This window comes from Aliiroseovarius sediminis, assembly GCF_022678485.1.
Taxonomy (GTDB): domain Bacteria; phylum Pseudomonadota; class Alphaproteobacteria; order Rhodobacterales; family Rhodobacteraceae; genus Aliiroseovarius; species Aliiroseovarius sediminis.
In genome coordinates this window covers 171,239-194,083 of sequence record NZ_JALBYP010000021.1, presented here as the reverse complement: position 1 = coordinate 194,083, position 22,845 = coordinate 171,239, and the positions used below count along the sequence as shown (strand labels likewise).

Here is a 22,845-nt window from a genome sequence, read left to right as displayed (position 1 = left end):
ATCAGGCCTCGAACATGTCCTGGACCAGACGGTTCAGGGTTAGAACGCCCCAGCCGGTCGCGCCCTTGGGTGCCAACGGCCCGTCCTTATCCACCTGCGCGGTGCCGGCGATATCCAGATGAATCCACGGCTGGCCTTCCTTGACGAAGCGGCCAAGGAATTGCGCGGCGGTGATCGAGCCCGCAGCCCGCCCGCCAACGTTTTTCATGTCCGCCTTGTGCGATTTGATCAGCTGGTCATAGCCGGGGCCCATCGGCATCCGCCATGCGCCCTCGCCCTCGGATTTCGCGGCGTCCAGCAGCCCGTCGCACAGGGTGTCGTCATTCGAGAAGGCACCCGTGTTTTCGTTCCCCAAGCCGATAATGATGGCGCCGGTCAGGGTCGCAAGGTCGATCATGCCCGCAGGTTTATATTCCTGCTGCGCGTACCACATGACGTCACACAGCACGAGCCGCCCTTCGGCGTCGGTGTTGATCACCTCGATCGTATCGCCCTTCATCGAGGTGACGATATCACCGGGACGTTGCGCACGTCCGTCGGGCATGTTTTCGACCAGCCCGACAAGTCCGACCACGTTGGCCTTGGCTTTGCGGGTGGCAAGTGTTTTCATCACGCCGGCCACGGTGCCCGCACCGCCCATGTCCATTGTCATGTCTTCCATGCCAGCGCCGGGTTTCAGACTGATGCCACCGGTGTCAAACACAACGCCCTTGCCCACCAACGCCAGCGGCGCGATATCCTTTTCGCCGCCCATCCATTCCATGACAACCACCTTCGAGGGCGACTCGGACCCCTGCCCGACGGCCAGCAGCGCGCGCATTCCCAGTGTCTCAAGCTCGGCCTCGTCCAGTATTTTGACCTTGACGCCCAGCGTCTTCAGGTCGGCCAGCCGGTCGGCAAATTCGGTGGTGGTCAGGACGTTGGCGGGTTCGTTGACCAGATCGCGAGTGAAAAACACACCCTCGCTCAGCGCGGCAATCCGGTCGGCCGCACCGTCATACTGATCGACCCTCGACACCATTAGCTCCAGGTTGCCACCCACCTTATCCTTCGCATTCTTGTCCGATTTGTGGTCGGTGAAGGCATAGGCGCGCAGGACGACGCCCAAAGCAAGCTCGTCCGCGTGTTTCAAGGGGCCTGCCAGAACCAGAACATCCTTGCCCGCCATAGCTTTGCCGATGGCGCCACCAGCCTTGCGCGCAAGTGTCAGGTCAGCACGCGGGGCCAAGCGCACGACCTGCACGGCCTCGGCATTCATCCCCGTGGGAAAAGCCAGTTCATGGGTGTCGCCGTCTTTCATCTTCTCGAACGCTTCGCTTTCGGCGAAGCGCAGAAGGGCACCGCGCGTCAGCTTGTTGACACGGCGCGCTGCTGGGTGGAGCTTGCCGGGCTCAGACAGAACCACCGCCACGCGGCCTTCATGTTCGCCAATGGCATCAAGGTTCACTTCACTGAAAACAGGCTGGATCGGGGTCGTCATGCGGCATTCCTTTCAAGCAATCTTTTGCCTTTCCTACCCAGCCATGCCCGGATTGACCAGATAGCAGTTTTCCCCGGCGCCGGGATCGGCTAGAAAACAGACCACAAGATATGGGGTGAAACGGGGAAAAAATGGCCAGATTCGACCGCTATATGCTGTCGCAGCTTGTCATGCTGTTTGGCTTTTACGGGCTGGTGCTGGTTTTGCTGTTTTGGGTGAACCGGGCGGTTCTGCTGTTTGACAAGCTGATTGCCAGCGGCCAGACCGCACTGGTGTTTCTGGAATTCTCGGCGATGATCGTGCCCGGCGTGATCGTGTTCATCATACCGATTGCGTCTTTTGCCGCCTCTGTATCAGTCACCAACCGCCTGAATTCGGAAAGCGAGCTGGTGGTGGCGCAGGCGGCAGGGTTTGGCCCCTTTCGGCTGGCCCGCCCGGTGCTGATCTTTGGCCTGTTCACGGCGCTGTTCATGTTGGTCCTGACCCATGTACTGGTCCCGATGAGCCAGCTTCGCTTTGCCGAACGCCAAGCCGAGGTGTCGGAAAACATCACCGCGCGTTTTCTGACCGAAGGCAGCTTCGTCCACCCCGTCAAGGGGATGACGCTTTATATTCGCGAAATCAGTGCAGCCGGCGAGTTGCAGGATATCTTTCTGTCCGACGAACGCGAAGCGGGGCAGAAATATACCTATACCGCCAAGAAGGCACTGATCCTGCGCACCGATGCAGGCCCGCGTCTGATCATGTTTGACGGTCTGGCGCAGGTTCTGAACACAAAAACGCAAAGGCTGTCGACCACCGGGTTCAAGAATTTTACCTATGACATATCGGCGTTGATGGCAGGCCCCGTCATTGGCAATCGTGCCGTGACGCAGATCTACACGCCCGAACTTCTGGACCCGCCCGACACGACGCTTGAGGAAACCGGCGAAACCCGGGCCGCGTTGCGGGCCGAGGGGCATTTTCGCAATGCTCAGGCGCTTTATTCCGTTGTTACCGCGCTCAGCGGGTTTTCCATGCTGATCGTGGCGGGCTTCAGCCGGTTCGGGTTGTGGCGACAGGTGGTGCTGGCGCTGGGAACGGTGGCACTGTTGCAGACGCTGGACAATACGATGCTGGACATGGCACGGCGCAGCGACAGCGCGCTGTGGCTCGTCTATGTCGCCACGGGCGTTGGCGCGGTGTTCAACATCGTGGTGCTGATCCTTGCCAGCCGCCCATCGCCACGCGATCTGCGCATACGGCGGCGCACCCTGCGCGCATTGGCCCGCGGCGAAGACCCCCAGCCCGTCGGAGGCACCGCATGAAGCTGCACCTTTACATCGCCCGCCGTTTCCTGACCGCGTTTCTGACCATGCTGGTCGTGCTTGGGATCATCTTTGTGCTTCTGGACATGGTGGAAAGCATGCGCCGGTTTGACGCGGCAGCGGTGGGATTCGGCAACATTCTGGGCCTGACGCTTTTGAACGCCCCGGTCTGGATTTACCGCATCCTGCCCCTGATTGTCATTCTGTCGACGCTGTGGATGTTCCTGAGCCTTGCACGCAGTTCGGAAATGGTTGTAACCCGGGCAGCCGGCCGATCAGCACTGCAAACGTTGATCTCGCCTGCGCTGACGGTGTTTATATTCGGGATGATCGCGGTGGCAGTTGGCAACCCGATCGCCGCAGCGACGTCAAAAAAGCACGCCCGCGTCGCCTCGCAACTGAAGGGCACGGGCGGGTCTGTCCTGTCCATCTCGCCCGAAGGGGTGTGGCTGAGGCAAGGCAACGAAGACGGGCAAACCGTGATCCACGCCACACGATCGGACCTTGAGGGCACACATCTGTCCGGCGTCACCTTCTTCTCGTTCGCCCCCGATGGTCTGCCCACCCTGCGGATCGAAGCGGGCAAGGCAAAGTTGGAACCCGGCCAGTGGTCGCTGACCGATGCCAAGGTCTGGGACTTGGAAAACGCCGACAACCCCGAGCTTGAGGCGCAAGCGTATGGCGACTACGCCATTACCTCGAACCTGACGCAGGACCAGATCCGCGACAGTTTCGGCAAGCCCAGCTCAATCTCGATCTGGGATCTGCCGGGGTTCATCCGCCAGTTGGAGGCCGCAGGCTTCTCGTCCCGCGCGCATCGCGTCTGGTTCCAGATGGAGCTGGCAACGCCCCTGTTCCTCGTCGCGATGGTATTGATCGGCGCAGGATTCACGATGCGCCACACGCGGTTTGGGCGCACCGGGATCATGGTGCTGTTTGCGCTGATGATGGGGTTTGGCGCCTATTTCATCCGCAACTTCGCGCAGATATTGGGAGAGAACGGGCAAATCCCCGTGCTTTTGGCCGCATGGGTGCCGCCCATTGCCGCGATCATGATGCCCATGGGCATCCTGTTGCATCTGGAGGACGGATGATGGACCTGATGCGCAGACTTCGCGCCGGTGTGTCGGCAGCGTGGCTTGGCCTGGCCGTCGCCACCGGGGCTTTGGCCCTTTGCGCCGGTGTCGCCTTCGCCGGTCAGGCCAGCCTGATCGCCGATCAGGTGCGGGTCGAGGGCAACGACGCCCTGATCGCGCAAGGCAATGTGGTGGTCCTGTATGAAGGCACGCGCCTGACCGCGCGCCGCGTCACCTATGACAGATCGACCGATACGCTGACGATCGAAGGTCCCATCGCCATAAGCCGCGAGGATGGCACAGTGTTGGTCGCCCAAGCGGCTGAACTGTCGTCGGACCTGCGCAACGGCATCCTGACCAGCGCCCGTCTGGTGCTGGACCAGCAACTGCAAATCGCTGCCGCCCAGATCAATCGAATCGACGGGCGTTATACCCAGATGAGCCGCGTCGCGGCGTCATCCTGTCAGGTCTGCGCGGCCAACCCCGTGCCCCTGTGGCAAATCCGGGCCGACCGCGTGGTGCATGACGAAAAAGCGCGGCAGTTGTATTTCCATGGCGCGCAGCTTCGTGTGGCGGATGTGCCGATCTTTTACCTGCCGCGCCTGCGGCTTCCCGACCCTACCCTGAAACGCGCATCGGGCTTTCTGCCGCCACAGATTCGCACCAGCTCGACCCTTGGGCTGGGCGTCAGCGTGCCGTATTTCCTGCGTCTGGGCAATCATGCCGACGTGACCCTATCACCATTTCTGGCCGCCAAGACCACGACACTTGAGTGGCGATACCGGCAGGCGTTTCGTGCTGGCGACATCGCATTTACCGGCGCGATCAGCCGCGACACCATCTTGCCCGATGATGAAACCCGATTTTACGTCTTTGGCGAAGGCACCTTCGCCCTGCCCCGCGATTACACCCTGCGGTTCGAGGTGCAAGAGGCCTCTGACCCCGGCTATTTGCTGGATTACGGCTATTCCGATCAGGACAGGTTGCGCAGCACGGTCAACGTGATGCGTGCGCGGCGTGACGAATTCGTGTTCGGCGGCATCACCCGCTATGACACGCTGCGCGAATCCGAACTATTGATTTCCGATCAGTTGCCTTTTGCCCAGATCGACGCGTTTTATGAACGCCGCTTGTTTCCAAGCTGGCTCGGGGGCGAGATGCGCGGCACGCTGTCATGGCAGGCCAATTTTCGCGAAAGCACCGCTGATATTCTGGGCCGCGATGTGGCGCGAATGGGTGCCGGGCTGACCTGGACGCGCGACTGGATCGGGCCTGTCGGGCTGCTTATTCAGGCCGAAGCGGGGGTGGACGCCAACGTTTATTGGATCGAACAGGACAGCCGGTTCGATTCCGAGCAGAGCTTCGCGGCACCGTCAGCCGGTCTCACCCTGCGCTGGCCCCTGTCGCGGGTCGCTGCCTCGGGCGCAGTGGATATCGTCGAGCCGATCGCCCATATCGCGTGGTCCGAACAGGTCGGCGCCGACATCCCGAACGAGGACAGCGTCTTTGTCGAGTTTGACGAGGCAAACCTGTTCGACCTCAGCCGCTTCCCCGGACAGGACCGGCGCGAGGATGGTGCACGCGCCGCCTTCGGGTTGAACTGGACACGCCATTCGCCGTCGGGCTGGGCCTTCACGCTGGGCGCTGGCCGGGTTTTTCGGGAAGGTGGGATCGACCAGTTCACCGACGCCTCGGGCCTTGCGGGCGACCAGTCCGATTGGCTTCTGGGCGGGCATGTCAACATCGGGGGCCGCTTCGCCTTTCAGGGTCGCGCCCTTGTGGGTGACGATCTGAGCCTGACCAAGTCGGAAACCCGCGCCGCGTATCTGGACGAGGATTTCCAGATCAGCGCCGCCCATATCTGGGTGGTCGAGGACATCGCCGAAAACCGCCCCGACCCCACGCACGAGCTGCGATTGGACGGAGCCTATCAGGTCAGTGACTTCTGGAAGGTCTCGGCCGATGGCAGCTTCGATCTGCAGGAAAATCAGGCCACCCGTGCGGGTCTTGGGCTGCAGTATCAAAATGAATGCCTTTTTGTGGATGTTTCCCTCTCGCGTCGTTTCACATCCTCGACTAATGTGACGCCAACGACAGATTTCGGCCTTAAGGTCGAACTGACCGGGTTTGGCGGTGCGCGCAGCAGAACCACGCATAAATGCGGCGGCTGATCAGGTGGGATGGAACCGAAACCGGAAATTGAGATGATGACGAGCAGATCGGACAGACACATGGTGAAACGTATGACCAACAGCCGCACGAACACGTGGCAGACTCTTCACCGCACAAAACGGGTCGCACTGGCGCTTGTGGTGGGTTTGGTGATCGCGATGTCGTGGGGCGCCCCGCAAGCAATGGCACAAAACCTGTTTGCCCCGGTCAAGAAGGTCAATGACGGCGTGATCACCGCGTATGAACTGTCGCAGCGCATGGCGTTTCTGACCATCCTGAAAGCGCCCGGCAACCTGCGCGATCTGGCGATCGAGCAGTTGACCAACGAAACCCTGCAACGCCAAGCTGCGGTGCAAGCCGATGTCGAACCGACGGCAGAAGAGGTGCTGGCAGGCATGACCGAATTCGCCGGTCGCTTCAATCTTGAGATCGAGGCATTCACAAAGATCCTTGCCCAGGCAGGCATCGCGCAAGAAACCTTCCGCGATTTCGTCGCCGCCGGCGTCGCCTGGCGCGGCGTCGTGCGCGCCAGGTTCGCCGGACGCGTCACGGTCACGGATGACGAGGTTGATCGTCAACTTGCACTGACCCGCCCCGGCGCTGGCGTGCGTGTTCTGCTGTCGGAAATCATTCTGCCGGCACAGACACCGGCACAAATGCAAAGCTCGAACGCACGGGCCTCGGAACTTAGCCAGATCACGACGCTGGGCGGGTTTTCAGCGGCGGCGCGACAGTATTCGGTTGCGCCCTCGAAGCAGCGGTCGGGCCGGATGCCTTGGATGGATCTGTCGAACCTGCCGCCAGCCATTGCCGCGCAAATTCTGCCGCTCGCGCCCGGTCATGTCACCGATCCGATCCCCGTTCAGAACGGCGTGGCCATCTTCCAACTGCGCGCGATGGAGGAAACCGACGCCCCCGCCCCCAAGGATGTGACCGTTGACTATGCCACGCTTATGCTGCCCGGCGGACGCACCGCGCAAACACTGGCCGAAGCCGCCCGTCTGCGCAGCAGGGCCGACACCTGTAATGACCTATTCGGCATTGTGGGCGGCGAAAATCCCGCGCAATTGCAGCGCGAGGCCATGCCCATTGGGCAGGTGCCCACGCGCTATGCGGTGGAGCTGGCCAAGCTGGACGAAGGAGAGGTATCAACTGCGCTGACCTCGGCCTCTGGTCAGAACCTCGTGTTCCTGATGCTGTGTTCGCGCGCCCGTGACCTGCCCGAAGACGTCAGCCGCGACGATATCAAGCGCCAGTTGCAAAACCAACGTTTGCAAAGCTACGCCACAGCCTATCTGGAAGAGCTGGAGGCAGCCGCGCATATCGAAGACTACACCGGCCAATGACCTCTACCGCGCCGGCAAAGGCCATCTTGCCACCAATTGCGTTAACGATGGGCGAGCCTGCTGGCATCGGGCCGGATATTGCAGGCCCGGCCTTTGCTGCCTTGAAAGGCGAGGTGCCATTTTTCTTGATCGGTGACCCCGCGCATCTGCCCGCAGGCACCGCGTTCACGGAAATCTCTGCGCCCACGGGGGCGTTCGACGCGCCCTCGTTGCCCGTCATGCCCCATGATTTTGGCCCCCCGCGTACGCCCGGCAAGCCACAGCCGGACCATGCGGCGCAGGTCGTCAGGGTCATCGAACGCGCGGTGGACCTTGCCCAACAGGGCGAGGCGCTGGCGATCTGCACCAACCCCATTCACAAGAAGGCCCTGCAGGACGGTGCAGGCTTTGCCTTTCCCGGCCATACCGAGTTTCTGGCACATCTGGCGGGCGGCGCCGAAGTCGTGATGATGCTGGCCTGCGACGGGCTGCGCGTCGTGCCTGCGACGATCCATATTGCCCTGTCGGACGTGCCAAAAGCGCTGACCCGCCAAGGGTTGGAACAAGTCATCCGCACCACCCACCGCGCCCTAATCGACGATTTCAGCCTGTCCACCCCGCGCATCGCCGTGGCCGGGCTGAACCCCCATGCGGGGGAAGGCGGCGCGATGGGGATGGACGAAATCACGATGATCACCCCGCTTCTGGATGACCTTCGGGCTGAGGGGCTGGACCTTATCGGGCCGCTTTCAGCCGATACGATGTTCCACGCGGCGGCGCGTGCGGGCTATGATGCGGCGGTGTGCATGTATCATGATCAGGCGCTGATCCCAATCAAGACCATCGACTTTGCGGGTGGCGTGAATGTCACGTTGGGCCTGCCGTTTGTCCGCACTTCGCCCGATCACGGCACGGCGTTTGACATTGCGGGCACGGGTAAGGCCGACCCAAGCTCTTTGATCGCCGCACTGCGCATGGCGCGGCGCATGGGCCGCGCCCGGCACGGGCAAGCGCATGGACAGCACAGATGAGCCAGATCGACGGCCTGCCCCCCCTGCGCGAAGTGATCGCGACCCACGGGTTGACCGCCAAGAAATCACTTGGGCAGAATTTCCTTCTAGACCTGAACCTGACCGCCAAGATTGCGCGGCAGGCGGGTGATCTAAGCAAATCGGATATTTTGGAAATCGGCCCCGGCCCCGGTGGGCTGACGCGCGGTTTGCTGGTTGAAGGCGCACGCAAGGTACTGGCCGTCGAAAAAGACCGCCGCGCCATGGCACCATTGGCCGAGATACAGGCAGTCTATCCCGACCGGCTTCAGATCATCAACGCCGATGCGTTAGACCTTGATCCGCTGGACCACCTGACCCCGCCCATACGCATCGTGGCAAACCTGCCCTATAACGTAGGGACCGAGCTTCTGGTGCGCTGGCTGACCCCGCCCAGTTGGCCGCCCGTCTGGGACAGCCTGACATTGATGTTCCAGAAAGAGGTTGCCGATCGGATCGTCGCCCAGCCGGGATCGAAGAAATACGGTCGTTTGGCCGTACTGGCCCAATGGCGCACCACCCCCCGCGTGGTGATGGAACTGCCACCCGAGGCATTCACCCCTCCGCCCAAGATCCATTCTTCCGTGGTGCATTTCGACGCTCTGCCCGCTCCGCGCTTCGAGGCGGATGCGGACAAGCTGCAAGCACTGGTCGCCAAGGCGTTCGGACAGCGGCGCAAGATGCTGCGCGCGTCCTTGAAGGGATTACATCCACAGATCGAGGACGTGCTGACATCGGTCGGGATCAAACCGACGTCGCGGGCCGAAGAAATCGGCATCGAAGAATTCTGCGCCCTTAGTCGCGCGCTGGCAGCATCCTGAGCCTTGCGCCCATCATCAACTATGTTCTTCCGCCGCCATGCGGGTCAGCGCGCGGTTGAAGGCCTTTAACGCATCCACCTGAAACACCGCGCCCCACAGCTCGGGCGGGTCGCCCTCGCCCCCCAGGGTGACGACGGGAATAAAGGTGGTGCTGGCATTTTCGAACATCGGCATGACCACCTGCAAGGTGGCGTTGCCATCGACATAGACGCCATCTTCAATCAATTCCCAGCAAAACTCCTCCTTTGCGGCGCGGCTGTGGTCGCGATCGCGCATGACGGTCGCGACCCGAACCGTTGACGGCAGATAGGCTTGCGGACCAGCCGCCAGATGGATGCCGCTTCGCTTCAACTGCGTCAGGAAGAAACTGCGATCAACCCAACGGCTGGACAGCGCTGTGGACAGCGACACCGCCGTCATCACGGCAATGCCGGTTTGCCAGTCGCCCGTTAGTTCAAACACGATCAGCGTGGTGGAAATCGGCGCGCCAAGAACGGCAGCCGCCACCGCCCCCATGCCTGCCAACGCATACAGCGTCTGCGAGCCGGAAACGTCAGGGAAGATGGACGTCGCCACGATGCCAAACGCCAGCCCGGTCAGCGCGCCCACCATCAGCGCGGGTGAGAAAACACCACCCCCCATACGCCCGGCAATGGTAATCGCAACCGCCACCACCTTGACCACCACATACGAGATCGCCAGTTGCAGCCCCAGTGTCCCGGTCAGCGCGTCCGATGTCGTTTCATACCCGACCCCAATGATGTGTGGATACCAGATCGCAATCGCCCCCAGCATCAGCCCTGCAATGGCTGGTCGCAGCACCTTCGGAAGGCGCAAGGCCGATTGCACCGCATCGCTCACATCCTCGGCCCAAAAAATGGACCGCATCAACACCACCGACACCACGCCACAGACAAGCCCAAGGATCAGGAAGGCAGGAAGTTCGACATAAAAGACAAACGATCCCTCGGCGGGCAAAATAAACTCGGTCACATCGCCGTATTCAAGACGGTTGATGACCGTCCCAGCAACCGAAGCAATGGCGATGGGTGCAAAGGCACGTACAGCGAAGTGGCGCAACACCACCTCTAACGCGAACAGCGCGCCCGCGATGGGGGCGTTGAAGCTGGCCGACACAGCCGCAGCGACGGCACAGCCCAACAAATCGCGCCCGGTAACGCCATCAGCCTTGATCCGCGCCGACACCCAACTTGAAATCACCGCGGCCAAGTGAACCACTGGCCCTTCCCGCCCCGACGACCCGCCAGTAGACAGCGTTATCATCGACGCAAGCGCCGACCCCAACCCCGCGCGTTTTTCAACGCGCCCGTCCCAAAGCGCTGCGCCCTCGATCACATCGGCGACGGCGCGCACCCGCCCGTCATGGGTGAACCAGTTCAAGATAATGCCCACCACCAGCCCCCCGAACGCTGGCAGCAGCAGCACCCAATACCACGGCAGGGTGCCGGCGAAACTGTGCAAATGGGCCAGATCGTCGGTGCCATAAATCGCTGTTTGAAGCGTCTCGATCCCTTTGCGGAACCCAAGTGCGGCGAAGCCAGAGGCGATCCCGATCACCAAGGCAATCAGCCAGAACTGCAGTTGGCTTGGACCTTTCTCGACCAGAATATCCCAAGCAGTAGAGATCCGCGAAACCAGCTCCCGCCACACGCGATTTAAGAACAATTTTAGCCGATTAGGCATCGTCCCCCGCCTGCGCCACTCTTCCCAAGATCACGCATTTACCATAAGTTGTTCCGGCTTTGCTGGGGAGGATGGGATGACCATCGACACCGTGTTAACCGAGCTTTCGTCCATGCTAGGCGATCGGCTCAGCCGCTCCAAGTCTGATCTGTTGCATCATGGCGGATCGGAAAGCCATTTCGACCCCGCCCCGCCCGATGCGGTGGCGTGGCCCGAAACCACGGATGAGGTCAGCGCGATCCTGCATCTGTGTCACAGCGCGGGCATGCCGGTGATCCCCTTCGGCGCGGGCACCTCGCTTGAGGGGCACACAAGCGCGCCTCGCGGCGGCCTGTGTCTGGATATGTCGCGCATGAACGCGGTCCTATCCGCAGACCCCGGCGATATGCTTGCAGTCGTGCAACCAGGCCTGACGCGCGAAGATTTGAACGTTGAGCTGCGCACAATGGGTGTCTTTTTTCCGGTCGACCCAGGGGCAAATGCGTCCATCGGCGGCATGGCGGCGACGCGGGCATCGGGGACGACCACGGTGCGCTATGGCTCGATGCGTGACAACGTGCGGGGCCTGACCGTGGTGCTGGCCGATGGGCGGGTGATCACGACCGGATCGCGCGCGGCGAAATCAGCGTCGGGCTATGATCTGACCGCGCTTTTTCTTGGGTCCGAAGGCACGTTAGGCATCATCACCGAATTGACCTTGCGCCTGCACGGCATCCCCGAACAGATCAGCGCAGGGATCTGCGCCTTTCCAGACATGGCTTCGGCGGTGGGGGCCGTGCAGCAGGTGATCCAGATGGGCATTCCGATGGCCCGGATCGAGTTCGTGGATGCCGACACCGCGCGGGCCTTCAACGTCTATGCTGGCACCGACATGCCCGAATGCCCCCACCTCTTGGTCGAATTCCACGGAAGCCCCGCTGCCGTGGCCGAGGCAAGCGACGGGTTCGGCGAGATCGCGACCGATTTTGGTGCCACTGGCTATAAGCACGCAACGAAGACCGAAGATCGCAATGCGCTGTGGAAAATCCGCCACCATGCCTATTACGCGGTCCTGTCCCTGCGCCCCGGCGCGCGGGCGGTGGTTACGGATATCTGCGTGCCGATTTCACAACTGGCCTGCGCGGTCGAAGAAACACAGGCCGACATCGCGGCATCAAACCTGTTGGGGCCGATCCTTGGCCACGTCGGCGACGGCAATTTCCACGCGATCCTGTTGATCGAAGACGGCAACGCCGCCGAGAAAGCCACCGCCAAGGCGCTGGCCCGCCGGATGAGCGACCGGGCGTTGGCGATGGGGGGCACGATCACGGGGGAACACGGCATCGGCATGGGCAAGCTGGACTTGATGGAGGCCGAGCACGGCGCCGCTTGGTCGGTGATGGGTGATATCAAATCGGCGCTGGACCCGACTGGCATTCTGAACCCCGGAAAACTTGTTCCACAGGGCTAGACGCGGTTAACCGCCCAGCAGTTCTTTCGCCGCTGCGCGACCTGCCTTGGTGATCGTATCGCCAGAAATCATGCGCGCCACTTCGTCCACGCGGGCGGCATCATCCAGCGCGACGACAATGGATAATGTGACACCCTCCACCACGGTTTTCTGCACCTGCCAATGATGATCGCCAAGGGCGGCGACCTGAGGACTATGGGTCACGACCAAGACCTGCCCGCCATCCGACAAAGCCGACAGGCGACGGCCAACCGCGTCGGCGGTGGCACCGCCCACGCCGCGGTCGATTTCGTCAAAGATCATGGTCAAGCCGTCGGCTTCGCGGGTCAGGCAGACCTTAAGCGCCAACAGGAAGCGGCTAAGCTCGCCCCCGGATGCAATCTTGTTCAACGGGCCAGCGGGTGCGCCGGGGTTGGTGGCGACGGTGAAGGTAATGTGATCGCGACCTTCCGGCCCCGCGTCCGTGTCGGTGCGAGCGGTGGTGAAAACGGCGCGCTCCATCTTCAAAGGCGCGAGCTCTGCCGACATGGCCTTGTCCAATTCCGTCGCCGCATTGCTGCGCGCCTGCGTCAGCGCGGTGGCGGAGGTATCATACCGCGCCTGCGCGTCTGCCGCGTCCTGTTCCAGCCCGGCAATCGCATCCGCGCCTGCATCCAGCGCCTTTAGTCGCGCGCGCAGCTCGTCAGCAAAACCGCCCAGATCGTCAGGTGCCACCTGATGTTTGCGGGCCATTGCGCGGATTGCGAACAGACGTTCCTCGACCATCTCAAGCTCGTGCGGATTGAAGGTCAGGCTGTCCAGCGCAGCCTCGATCCCCTGCGCGGCGTCGGACAATTCAGCCAGCGCGCGGCCAAGGGCGGCGATGGGCGCGTCCAGTGTATCGCCTGCCTGCTCGACCACCCCTTCCAGCCAGCGCAGCGCATCGCTGGCGCGGGCCTCGGCCCCCTCGCCCATGCCTAGGGCTTGTTGGGCCTTGGAAATATCCTCTCCGATTCGTTCTGCGCCCTGCATCAGGCGACGGCGCGCATCAAGCTCGGCATCCTCGCCCGGTTCAGGGGCCAGCGTGTCCAGCTCGCCAACCGCATGGCGCAGAAACTCTTCTTCGGCTTGGGCTGCGGCCAGATCGGCGCGCGCCTGATCCAGCGCCTTCTGCGCCCGCGCAAGGTCGCGCCACGCAGCGCGGCTGGCGTCGACCTGCGCGCCCAACCCGCCGAATTCGTCCAACAATTGCCGGTGCACGCGCGGGTTCAGAAGCCCGCGATCATCCTGCTGCCCGTGCAGTTCCACCAGCGTGTCCGACAGCGCGCGCAGCACCTCGCCCGACGCGCGGCGGTCGTTCACCCACGCCGTCTTGCGCCCATCGGCCCGGTTCACGCGGCGCAGGACCAATTCATCCTCGACCGGGATGCCGGCATCGTCCAGCACCGCGCGGGCGGGATGACCTGCGGGAAGATCGAATGTTGCCGTGACCTCGCCCTGATCGGCGCCGGTGCGCACAAGATCGGCGCGCCCCCGCCAGCCCAGCACGAAGCCCAAGCTGTCCAGCAAGATCGACTTGCCCGCGCCAGTTTCGCCGGTCAACACGTTCAGACCCGGCTGAAACTCAAGCTCCAGCCGGTCGATGATCAGAAGATCGCGAATATCAAGACCACGCAGCATGTTGCCCTCGGTCGCCGGTTGCCTTGCCCGAAGACAGAGTCAGAGCCATTCGCCCTTGATCAACTGGCGATAAATGCGGTTCAGCCAATTGTCGCCCTTGGCTTCTGGCGTCAACCCGGCCTGTGTCAGCAAACGATAGCTGCTTTCGTACCACTCGGTCGATCGGAAGTTGTGGCCCAGAATCGCGCCCGCCGTCTGGGCTTCGTTGATCAGCCCCAGCGATATGTAGCCTTCGACCAGGCGGTGCAGCGCCTCGGCCACATGGGTCGTGGTCTGGAACTGCTCGACCACCACACGGAAGCGATTGATCGCGGCCGTATAGTGTTTGCGTTTCAGGTAATACCGACCGATTTCCATTTCCTTGGCCGCAAGATGGTCAAACGCCAGGTCGAATTTCAGGATCGCGGATTTCGCATATTCTGTGTCGGGATAGCGTTCGATCACTGCGCGCAGGGCTTGCAACGCTTGATAGGTCAGACCCTGATCGCGCCCAATCTCGTCGATCTGGTCATAATAGCTGAGCGCCAGCAGATACTGCGCATAGGCAGCATCTTCATTCGCCGGGTAGAAGTCGATATAGCGCTGCGCGCTGGCCCGCGCCTGTTCGTATTCGCGGTCCTTGTGCAACGAAAACGCCTGCATGATCAGCGCGCGCTTGGCCCATTCGGAGTAGGGATAGAGCCGCTCGACCTCGCCGAACCATTTTGCGGCTTCGGCCGGGTCGCCCCGTTCAAGGTCGTATTCGCCGCGTTTATAGATTTCTTCTGCAGTCCATTGGTCGATCGGCTTTTTTTCGACCGGTTGGGAAAAGGCACCAAACAGGCCGCCCCCACTGTTCGAGCCGCCAAGGCTGCCCCCGCCGCCCCCGCAGGATGCAAGAGCCGTGCCCGAAATCAGAGCCACGCCGATAGCTTTGCCAAAATTCACGCGGATCATGACCGGTGCCACCCCAAAAAATTTCTATTCGACCAAAACGCCCGAATTGTTCCCGCCTGTCCTAGCACAGAAATTTTCGAGGCAAAATGGTTTGCTCTGCAATTTTCGTGGCTTCGGGGCAGATGGTGGGCGATCGGGACATAAATCGCGCACATGAAACGAAAAATGCCACACCAAAACGGCGTGGCATAGGGTGTGCGCCGAAGGGATTGCCGCGCAATCAGGCCGTCATCGGCAGGTCGGAACGACGCACACCGACACCTGGCAACTGGCGCGCCAGCGCTTCGTCGCATTCAACCAGACGCCAAGCATCAGGCTGGGCAAACAGGGCGCGCAGTAGCTTGTTGGTCATGGCATGACCCGAACGGTGGCCAACATAGCGCGCCTTGAGCGGCGCCCCTGCCAGCGCAAGGTCACCAAGCGCATCCAGCATCTTGTGACGCACCGCTTCGTCGGCATGGCGCAGACCGCCGGGCGACAGCACCGCATCGCCGTCCACTACCACCGCATTGTCGTAGGTGCCACCAAGGGCCAGGCCAGCGTCATGCATTGTCTCGACATCCGCACGGCGGCAAAAGGTGCGGCTATCGCTTAGCTCACGTACGAAATTGCCATTGGACATATCCAGCCGCAGATGCTGGGTGCCGATCACTTTGTCCGGGAACGAGATATGGAAGTCGATCTCAAACCCGTCTGACGGTTCCAACCGCGCCCAAACGGCGTGATCGCCATCATCCTCGCGGTATTCCACGGGCTTCAACACTTCGATCACATGGACGGGCGTCCCCAGATCACGCACGCCGGTCTTGACCAGTCCATCAACGAACCGCGCCGCGCTGCCATCCATGATCGGCACTTCGGGCCCATCCAGTTCGATCAACGCGTTGTGAATACCACAGCCCGCCAGCGCAGCCATGATATGTTCGATGGTCTTCACCTCGACGCCCGCATCATTACGGATCAACGTGCACAACGGCGTCGACACGCCCGAGGCCCAATGGGCAGCGATCAGGTTGTCGCGATCCTGCACATCAAGACGTTTAAACCATATGCCGTGATCGGCAGCGGCGGGCGTGACATACATCCGTGCCGGACGACCGGAGTGAAGCCCCGTGCCGGTGAATGAAACTGTGCTTGCAACTGTGGTTTGCACGTGTCGCCTCTTTGCTTTCTTGCGTCGGTTGGGCGGGGCTGTCGCGCATGGCGGTGGCCGGGTGCCCGTTGTTTTTCTGCCGCGCCGGCGGGCCTGTTCAAGCCGCACCGTGATTGCGCGCCACGCGTCCATCGCGTGGTACCTGACAGGTAAGTCTTGCCCCGAGAAATGACAATTCAAACCTCTGTAACGGTCTGTAACATGCTGACACGGCTCGGCAGAGCACCGCTCGTTCTATGAAGGACGCGCCCTAACCCTATGCCTTTAAATGAAAAAGACCCGCTCAAAGGCTGGTCTATCTTGATTTTCGGTATCATCAGAAACCGGCGTATCACCGCGCAACCCGTCACGGTCCACCCCATAACAAATAAGGGGGCGCGCGCCCCTTACGGACGCGCGCCCCTTGAATATGGGTGGATCAGTTCGCTTGGCGGCGCAGAAAAGCTGGGATTTCCACTTTGTCCTGCTCGGGATCTGCCGCGCGGGGTTGCGGCTGCGCGGGCGGTTGCGATTGTACCGGAGGTTGGCTGCGCGCGTGATCTTCGGCCCCTGCCGCACCCGACCCCGTCATCCGGTTGATCAGGGAATTGATCCCAAAACGCGGCTTTTCCTGCGAAGAGGTGCCTTGGGCGTGATCGGCGGACCCGTCACCTTGGGGTGCGCGGTGCTGCGGGGCGGCTGCGCCTTGCGCACGAGGTTGGTTCTGTACAGCGGCCTGCAAACGCGCCAGTGCCTCGGGCGACGGTGTGCCCGGTGCCGGCGCGCGCGGAGCGACAAAGGCCGCAACATCCGGTTCGTCGCCATAGTTTGCATAAGGATCGGCAGGCGCGGCTTCGGGCTCACGGGGTTGATAAGCAGGCGGCGGCACATCGCCCCCTGCACTTTCAGCCTCGAACACGTTTTCGCGTGGTGCCTGAGGTGCGGTCGATTGCGGTTCCATGTCACCAAACAGCGTGGGTTCGGTGCTGGCGGCATCGGGTTCGGGCGCATTTTGCGCCGTTTGGAACTGTGCAGCAGCAGGGGCTTCGCGCACCGGAGCGTTGTCGATGGCAGCTGCCGCGGCAACCGCATCGGGCGCTTCGGCTTCCATCTTATGCTCGACGTCCTGCGGTGCTTGCAGCGGTGCAGCCAAGCTGCGGCGCGGCAACGGCACTTCCGAATTCACATCGACAGCGTCGATGCCCGTCGCAACCACAGACACACGCATCGCGTTTTCCATATCCGTGTCCAGCGTAGAGCCGACGATGATGTTGGCGTCCTGGTCGACCTCTTCGCGGATGCGGTTGGCTGCCTCGTCCAGTTCGAACAACGTCAGGTCGTAACCGCCGGTGATGTTGATCAACACGCCTTTCGCGCCACGCAGACTGATTTCGTCCAACAGCGGGTTGGCAATGGCTTTTTCGGCGGCTTGAATCGCACGATCTTCACCTTCGGATTCACCGGTGCCCATCATGGCTTTGCCCATCTCGTCCATCACGGCGCGGACATCCGCGAAGTCGAGGTTGATAAGACCCGGGCGAACCATCAGGTCGGTTACACCCTTAACGCCTTGATAAAGCACGTCATCGGCCATCGAAAACGCTTCGGTAAAGGTGGTCTTCTCGGTGGCAAGGCGGAACAGGTTCTGGTTGGGAATGATGATCAGCGTATCGACCATCTTTTGCAGTGCCTCGACGCCATCTTCAGCCTGACGCATGCGTTTTGCGCCTTCGAACTGGAAGGGCTTGGTCACGACACCTACGGTCAGCACACCCAATTCACGCGCTGCTTGCGCAATGATCGGGGCCGCGCCTGTTCCGGTGCCGCCGCCCATCCCGGCGGTGATGAAACACATATGTGCGCCGGCCAGATGATCGACGATCTGTTCAATTGATTCTTCTGCCGCAGCTGCGCCCACAGACGCCCGCGCGCCTGCGCCCAGACCTTCGGTGACCTTCACACCCATTTGGATGCGGTCTTTCGAACGCGAGTTCTGCAATGCCTGCGCGTCGGTGTTGGCTACTACGAATTCTACGCCCTCAAGCTCTTTCTCGATCATGTTATTGACTGCGTTGCCGCCGGCACCGCCCACGCCAAATACAGTGATACGAGGTTTCAGCTCTTCCTGACCGGGCAAGGTAAGGTTCAAAGTCATGATTTGTCCGCCTGTTCAATGTCCGCGCCGCACCGATGTCCCCCGGTGGCGGCAAATACTGTCTGTTAATTCCGACTGAATCGCCGGTTACTGCCTCGATTTTTCCCATGATACCCTGAAAAGCAGTCTTTCGTCACGCCCTAATGGCGCGCAAAACCGCAAAATATTGGGGAATTCACCGGATTTTCAGCAGGATTTCGCCGAACGCACCGCATGTAGCGGGATCGGCGCGCCCGTCACCAATTGTCTTTGAACCATTTGAAAGCGCGGCGCAGGCTGCGGGCCGGATAGCTCTCAGCCGGAATGTCAAAATCCCACCATTCGTCTTGCGGATGGGCGGCAAACAGGCACAGCCCCACGGACGAGGCAAACCCCGCCCCCGTCGCCGCCTGCGGCAAGCCCTGCACCCGAAGCGGGCGCCCGATGCGGACCTGTTGGCCCAGTATTTTCGGCGCCAGACCGTCCAGACCGGGGATCTGACTGCCACCGCCGGTCAGCACAATTTGCTGGCTGGGCAGATGTTCAAAACCGGACGCATCCAGACAGGACCGGACCTCTTCCAGAATCTCTTCGACCCGCGGGCGCATGATGCCGATCAACTCGGCGCGGCTGACGGTGCGCCGGTCATGTTCCCAATCGCCAGTGTCGCCGCCAATCTCGATCATCTCGCGATCATCCATCCCGGTGGCGACCACGCCGCCATAGAAGGTCTTGATCCGTTCCGCCGTGGAGAGTGGCACCTGCAACCCTTTGGAAATATCCGAGGTCACGTGATCCCCGCCCAGCCGAACGCTGTCGGTATAAATCATGTGCTTTTTCATGAAGATAGACAGGCCAGTTGATCCACCGCCTAAATCAATGCAGGCCGCGCCAAGTTCTTGTTCATCCTCGACCAGCGCCGAAATGCCAGACACATAGGCCGAGCTGGCCAGCCCCGCCAGTTCCAGGTCGCAGCGCTTGATGCAATAAAGAAGGTTCTGAATAACCGTGCTGTCCACTGTCAGGACATGCATGTCCACCGCCAGGCGGTTGCCGATCTGTCCGCGCGGATCGCCAAGGCCCGACCGGTGATCCAGCGCAAAGTTCACGGGTTGAGCGTGCAGCACCTCGCGCCCCTCGCCGATATCAGGCATGTCGCACGACGCCAGCACGCGGGCCACGTCATCTTCGCGCACGGCCGAGTTGTTCAGTTCGACAGCGCCGGCCAAACCGTAGCTGCGAGGGTTGGCACCCGAGAAGCAGGTGATGACGTGATCAACCCGGATATTTGCCATTTTCTGCGCCGCCTGAACGGCAGTGCGGATGGCGCGTTCGGTTTCCTGCATCGCGTCAATTTCGCCGAAGCGAACGCCGCGCGACCGCGTGGTGGCCGCGCCAATCACGCGAAACGCGCTTTGACCTGCCATGCCGCCCACCCCGTCGCTGTCGCGAAACTGCTCGGGCCCATCAAAGCGCAGGATCAGGCAGGCAATCTTGGCACTGCCGATATCCAATATGGCGATCACCCCGCGTTGCATCGCAGCTTCGCGCATCGAACGCATGGCACGTTGCTGGCTGTATAGATCGGTCATGACGGGTCTTCTCCAAACTCACGTCCCCTGATGCGGCGCAACTCTTCGACGGCGGGGTTCGTCAATCGAAGGGTTGGACGTTGGGGGGTTCTCATATCAACTACGGTCAGATCCCGTGACAGGACCTCTTGCGCCTGATCCAGGGCGATCACTTGTTCCAGGGCCGAAACCGGGTCGTTGGCCGGTAACATAATGCGCTGTTTCGACGCCAGAACCAGATCCCACCGGCGTTCGCCCACGCGCACCAAGCCGCGCAGATCGGCACCCAGCGGGCGGGCCGTGGCGATCAACTCCAGCGCCTCGCGCACGGCACGGTCAGCCCCCATGCCTGCGATCAATGGCAGATCGGGACGCCCATTGCGCGCGGTCATGCTTGCCACGCGATGCCCGGTGCGGTCCAACAGATCCAGTATCCCGTCATGCCGCCAGACAATGACCGGATCACGTTCGGTGATAGCGACTTCAAGCACGCCGCCGGGGCGAATGCGCAGCGCGGCCTTTTCAACCACGTCCAGCTGCGCGATCTGCTGGCGCATCGCCTCAAGGTCCAGATCGAAGCTTGAGATCGGAAAATCAATCGGCAACATCTGCCGCACGGCGTCATCGACCACAGGGCTTGCACCTTCGACCGCCATTAGCTTGACCATAAATTCGGGGCGTTCCTGAATCGAACGCTGAACCTTCGTCACGCTGCCCATGATCGCCGCACGATTGTCGGGGTTCGACAGATACAAGCCGACCACCAGAAGCACTGCACCCACCGGAAGACCCACCCGCAACGCACCGCGAAACAGCGGCGTCAGCCACAGCCGATGCACCTTATAGGCCAGCCGCGAGGGCGCCGGGTCGCGGCGCGCGCCCTGCCCGGCGGCGGTCTTTCCCGATCGCGACGCGCCGACCGAGTGATATTCCGTGCGCGTCTTGCGGCGTATCAGCGATCGCATGATGCGTCCTCCACCATCCAAGCGCAGAACTGCCCGAAACTGATCCCGTGATGGGCTGCCTGTTCCGGGGACAGCGATGTGGGCGTCATGCCCGGTTGCGTGTTGGTTTCCAGAAGGATCAGCCCGTCCAGCCCGCGCGCCTCGTCCCAGCGGAAATCGGTGCGGCTGACTCCGCGGCAGCCCAGCACCTTGTGGGCGCGCAGGGCGTAATCCAGACAGGCGGCTTCAATGTCAGCGGGGATGTCGGCGGGCAGAACGTGGCGCGACCCACCTTGCGCGTATTTCGCGTCGTAATCATACCAGCCATCGGTCAGAATATCGGTCACGCCAAGCGCCCGGTCGCCCATCACGGTCGTGGTCAGTTCGCGCCCCGGCGCATAGGTTTCCACCATCACCGTGTCGGGCATCGTTGCGGCCAACTGTGGGGGCGTGTTCGCGCCGTCCTGCACAATATAGATGCCAACCGAGCTGCCCTCGTTATAGGGCTTCACCACGTAAGGCGGCTCCATCACATGACGCGCGCGCACTTCGTCGGCGGGGGCCAGTATACTGTCCACGACCGGCAGGCCCGTCACGCGAAACGCATCCTTCGCGCGCTCCTTGTCCATCGCCAAAGACGAGGCCAACACACCGGAATGGGTATAGGGAATTTGCAGCCACTCGAGCAGCCCTTGCACGCAGCCGTCTTCGCCCCAGCGGCCATGCAGTGCGTTGAACACCACGTCGGGGGATTCTGCACGCAGGCGTTCAGACAGATCGGGGCCAGCGTCTATCGCGACTACGTCATAGCCCTCAGCCTTCAGCGCCGCGACGCATTCGCGCCCGGAACTCAGCGAGACTTCCCGTTCGACCGAATGGCCGCCCTGAAGAACCACAACTTTCGAGACTGTCTTGCCCGACATGCCTGCTTTTGCCTCGTCCCTGGCCGCGCGATGCGGCCAACTGCCCAGCCGTTTCCGGCGCCGATCCGCACTTTGTGCACGGTATTTATCTTTATCGGAGGCTGTACCGCCCCTTCGCACAGGGCTTGATGCCCCTTGTTTGCAAGGGCGTTTGCCCCTTGTCACCGGTTCTTTTCGACCGGATCTGAAGGGCCTGCCCGACCCCAGTATCTGCACGTGATTGCCAGCTTATTTGCCTGCCGGTTCACCCACGCGCATGATTTCCCATACTAGCTCTATGCCACTGTGTTCGTAAACCTTTTTTCTGACCTCTTCGCCCAAACCTTCAAGGTCTGCGGCGGTGGCATCGCCAGTGTTGGTCAGGAAATTCGCGTGCATAGGGTTCATCTGTGCCCCGCCAAGGGTGGCGCCACGCATCCCTGCATCCTCAATGACCTTCCACGCCTTCAGCTCGTGACTATCATCAGCGCGCCCGGTCGAACTGTAGCCCGCCGGGTTGCGGAACGTTGACCCTGCGGTGCGGTCCTTGGTCGGCTGGGTCTGATCCCGCTTGGCCAGTTGCGCGTCCATCCGCGCGGTCAAATCGGCGGGATCGCCCGGCGGGCCCTCGAATGTCGCGCTGGTAATGATCCATCCATCCGGCAGGTCGGTCTGGCGATATTGAAACCTCAGGTCGTCGGCGGTCAGGGTGACGCGTTCGCCTGCCCGCGTGATCGCCTGCGCCTTGACAAAAACATCGGCAACATACGTGCCATAGCAGCCCGCGTTCATCTTGACCGCGCCGCCGATGGCACCGGGGATGGTGCGCAGGAAGGTCAGGTCAACACCGGCCTCAGCCGCCTTGCGCGCCACATGGGCATCCAGTGCGGCGACCCCTGCGGTGACGCGGTGGCCGTCGATTTGTATGCCATTGAACCCCCGCCCCAGCCGGATCACAACGCCGCGAATGCCACCATCGCGCACGATCAGGTTTGACCCGACGCCCATTGGAAAAACCGGAATGTCAGGGTCGAGCGCTGCCAGAAACTGCGCCAAATCGTCTTCGTCCGCGGGCATGAAGAACCAATCCGCAGGGCCACCCACGCGCAGCCATGTCAGGCCAGACAGGTCCTTGTCCGCCACCAACGTTCCGCGCGTTTCGATCTTGCTTGGATGGGTCACG

General features: G+C 61.9%; 17 protein-coding genes. 7 read left to right on the top strand and 10 right to left on the bottom strand.

The window, feature by feature from the left end; translation table 11 throughout:
* Position 1 precedes the first annotated feature (1 nt).
* The gene (locus MN186_RS03325; RefSeq protein ID WP_242111497.1) at positions 2-1,480 is read right to left on the bottom strand and encodes a leucyl aminopeptidase; all 1,479 of its coding nucleotides are present in this window, start codon (positions 1,478-1,480) and stop codon (positions 2-4) included.
* Between the two features lie 131 nt (positions 1,481-1,611).
* Here MN186_RS03325 and lptF point away from each other — a divergent pair, with 131 nt between their 5' ends.
* From lptF to rsmA, 6 genes are all read left to right on the top strand, one after another.
* Positions 1,612-2,787 carry an LPS export ABC transporter permease LptF gene (gene lptF, locus MN186_RS03320; RefSeq protein ID WP_242111495.1) on the top strand — a complete coding sequence of 392 codons (1,176 nt, stop codon included), beginning with the start codon at positions 1,612-1,614 and terminating at the stop codon, positions 2,785-2,787.
* Complete coding sequence (gene lptG, locus MN186_RS03315; protein ID WP_242111493.1) at positions 2,784-3,881, top strand: LPS export ABC transporter permease LptG; 1,098 nt, start codon at positions 2,784-2,786, stop codon at positions 3,879-3,881. Before lptF ends, lptG begins: the two co-directional genes overlap by 4 nt.
* Entirely contained in the window at positions 3,878-6,034 is a 2,157-nt protein-coding gene (locus tag MN186_RS03310; protein WP_242111491.1) for an LPS-assembly protein LptD, read from the top strand. The genes lptG and MN186_RS03310 overlap by 4 nt, the downstream gene beginning before the upstream one ends.
* A gap of 72 nt (positions 6,035-6,106) precedes the next feature.
* Positions 6,107-7,381: a peptidylprolyl isomerase gene (locus tag MN186_RS03305; RefSeq protein ID WP_242112714.1), complete on the top strand. Its 1,275-nt coding sequence runs from the start codon at positions 6,107-6,109 to the stop codon at positions 7,379-7,381.
* 23 nt (positions 7,382-7,404) lie between these two features.
* Positions 7,405-8,391 carry a 4-hydroxythreonine-4-phosphate dehydrogenase PdxA gene (gene pdxA, locus MN186_RS03300; protein WP_242112712.1) on the top strand — a complete coding sequence of 329 codons (987 nt, stop codon included), beginning with the start codon at positions 7,405-7,407 and terminating at the stop codon, positions 8,389-8,391.
* Positions 8,388-9,230: a 16S rRNA (adenine(1518)-N(6)/adenine(1519)-N(6))-dimethyltransferase RsmA gene (rsmA, locus tag MN186_RS03295; RefSeq protein WP_242111489.1), complete on the top strand. Its 843-nt coding sequence runs from the start codon at positions 8,388-8,390 to the stop codon at positions 9,228-9,230. Before pdxA ends, rsmA begins: the two co-directional genes overlap by 4 nt.
* A 15-nt stretch (positions 9,231-9,245) precedes the next feature.
* Here rsmA and MN186_RS03290 read toward each other — a convergent pair whose 3' ends face one another.
* Positions 9,246-10,934, bottom strand: a complete 1,689-nt coding sequence (locus MN186_RS03290) for a chloride channel protein (protein ID WP_242111485.1) — start codon at positions 10,932-10,934, stop codon at positions 9,246-9,248.
* A 76-nt stretch (positions 10,935-11,010) separates the two neighbouring features.
* Between MN186_RS03290 and MN186_RS03285 the strand changes: the two genes are divergently transcribed.
* Positions 11,011-12,384: an FAD-binding oxidoreductase gene (locus MN186_RS03285; protein WP_242111484.1), complete on the top strand. Its 1,374-nt coding sequence runs from the start codon at positions 11,011-11,013 to the stop codon at positions 12,382-12,384.
* A 6-nt stretch (positions 12,385-12,390) separates the two neighbouring features.
* On the opposite strand, the gene recN is transcribed toward MN186_RS03285, so the two are convergent.
* From recN to murB, 8 genes are all read right to left on the bottom strand, one after another.
* Positions 12,391-14,043: a DNA repair protein RecN gene (recN, locus tag MN186_RS03280; protein WP_242111483.1), complete on the bottom strand. Its 1,653-nt coding sequence runs from the start codon at positions 14,041-14,043 to the stop codon at positions 12,391-12,393.
* A gap of 39 nt (positions 14,044-14,082) precedes the next feature.
* Positions 14,083-14,979 carry an outer membrane protein assembly factor BamD gene (locus tag MN186_RS03275; protein WP_242111482.1) on the bottom strand — a complete coding sequence of 299 codons (897 nt, stop codon included), beginning with the start codon at positions 14,977-14,979 and terminating at the stop codon, positions 14,083-14,085.
* Positions 14,980-15,199: 220 nt separating this feature from the next.
* Positions 15,200-16,132: a UDP-3-O-acyl-N-acetylglucosamine deacetylase gene (lpxC, locus tag MN186_RS03270; protein ID WP_242111481.1), complete on the bottom strand. Its 933-nt coding sequence runs from the start codon at positions 16,130-16,132 to the stop codon at positions 15,200-15,202.
* Positions 16,133-16,550: 418 nt separating this feature from the next.
* Positions 16,551-18,266, bottom strand: coding sequence for a cell division protein FtsZ (gene ftsZ / locus MN186_RS03265; protein ID WP_242111480.1), 1,716 nt, complete (start codon positions 18,264-18,266; stop codon positions 16,551-16,553).
* A 236-nt stretch (positions 18,267-18,502) separates the two neighbouring features.
* Positions 18,503-19,837: a cell division protein FtsA gene (gene ftsA / locus MN186_RS03260; protein ID WP_242111479.1), complete on the bottom strand. Its 1,335-nt coding sequence runs from the start codon at positions 19,835-19,837 to the stop codon at positions 18,503-18,505.
* Entirely contained in the window at positions 19,834-20,781 is a 948-nt protein-coding gene (locus MN186_RS03255) for a cell division protein FtsQ/DivIB (RefSeq protein WP_242111478.1), read from the bottom strand. Before MN186_RS03255 ends, ftsA begins: the two co-directional genes overlap by 4 nt.
* Complete coding sequence (locus MN186_RS03250) at positions 20,769-21,683, bottom strand: D-alanine--D-alanine ligase (RefSeq protein ID WP_242111476.1); 915 nt, start codon at positions 21,681-21,683, stop codon at positions 20,769-20,771. The genes MN186_RS03255 and MN186_RS03250 overlap by 13 nt, the downstream gene beginning before the upstream one ends.
* Before the next feature lie 228 nt (positions 21,684-21,911).
* Positions 21,912-22,844, bottom strand: coding sequence for a UDP-N-acetylmuramate dehydrogenase (gene murB, locus MN186_RS03245; protein ID WP_242111475.1), 933 nt, complete (start codon positions 22,842-22,844; stop codon positions 21,912-21,914).
* Between the last annotated feature and the right edge of the window lies 1 nt (position 22,845).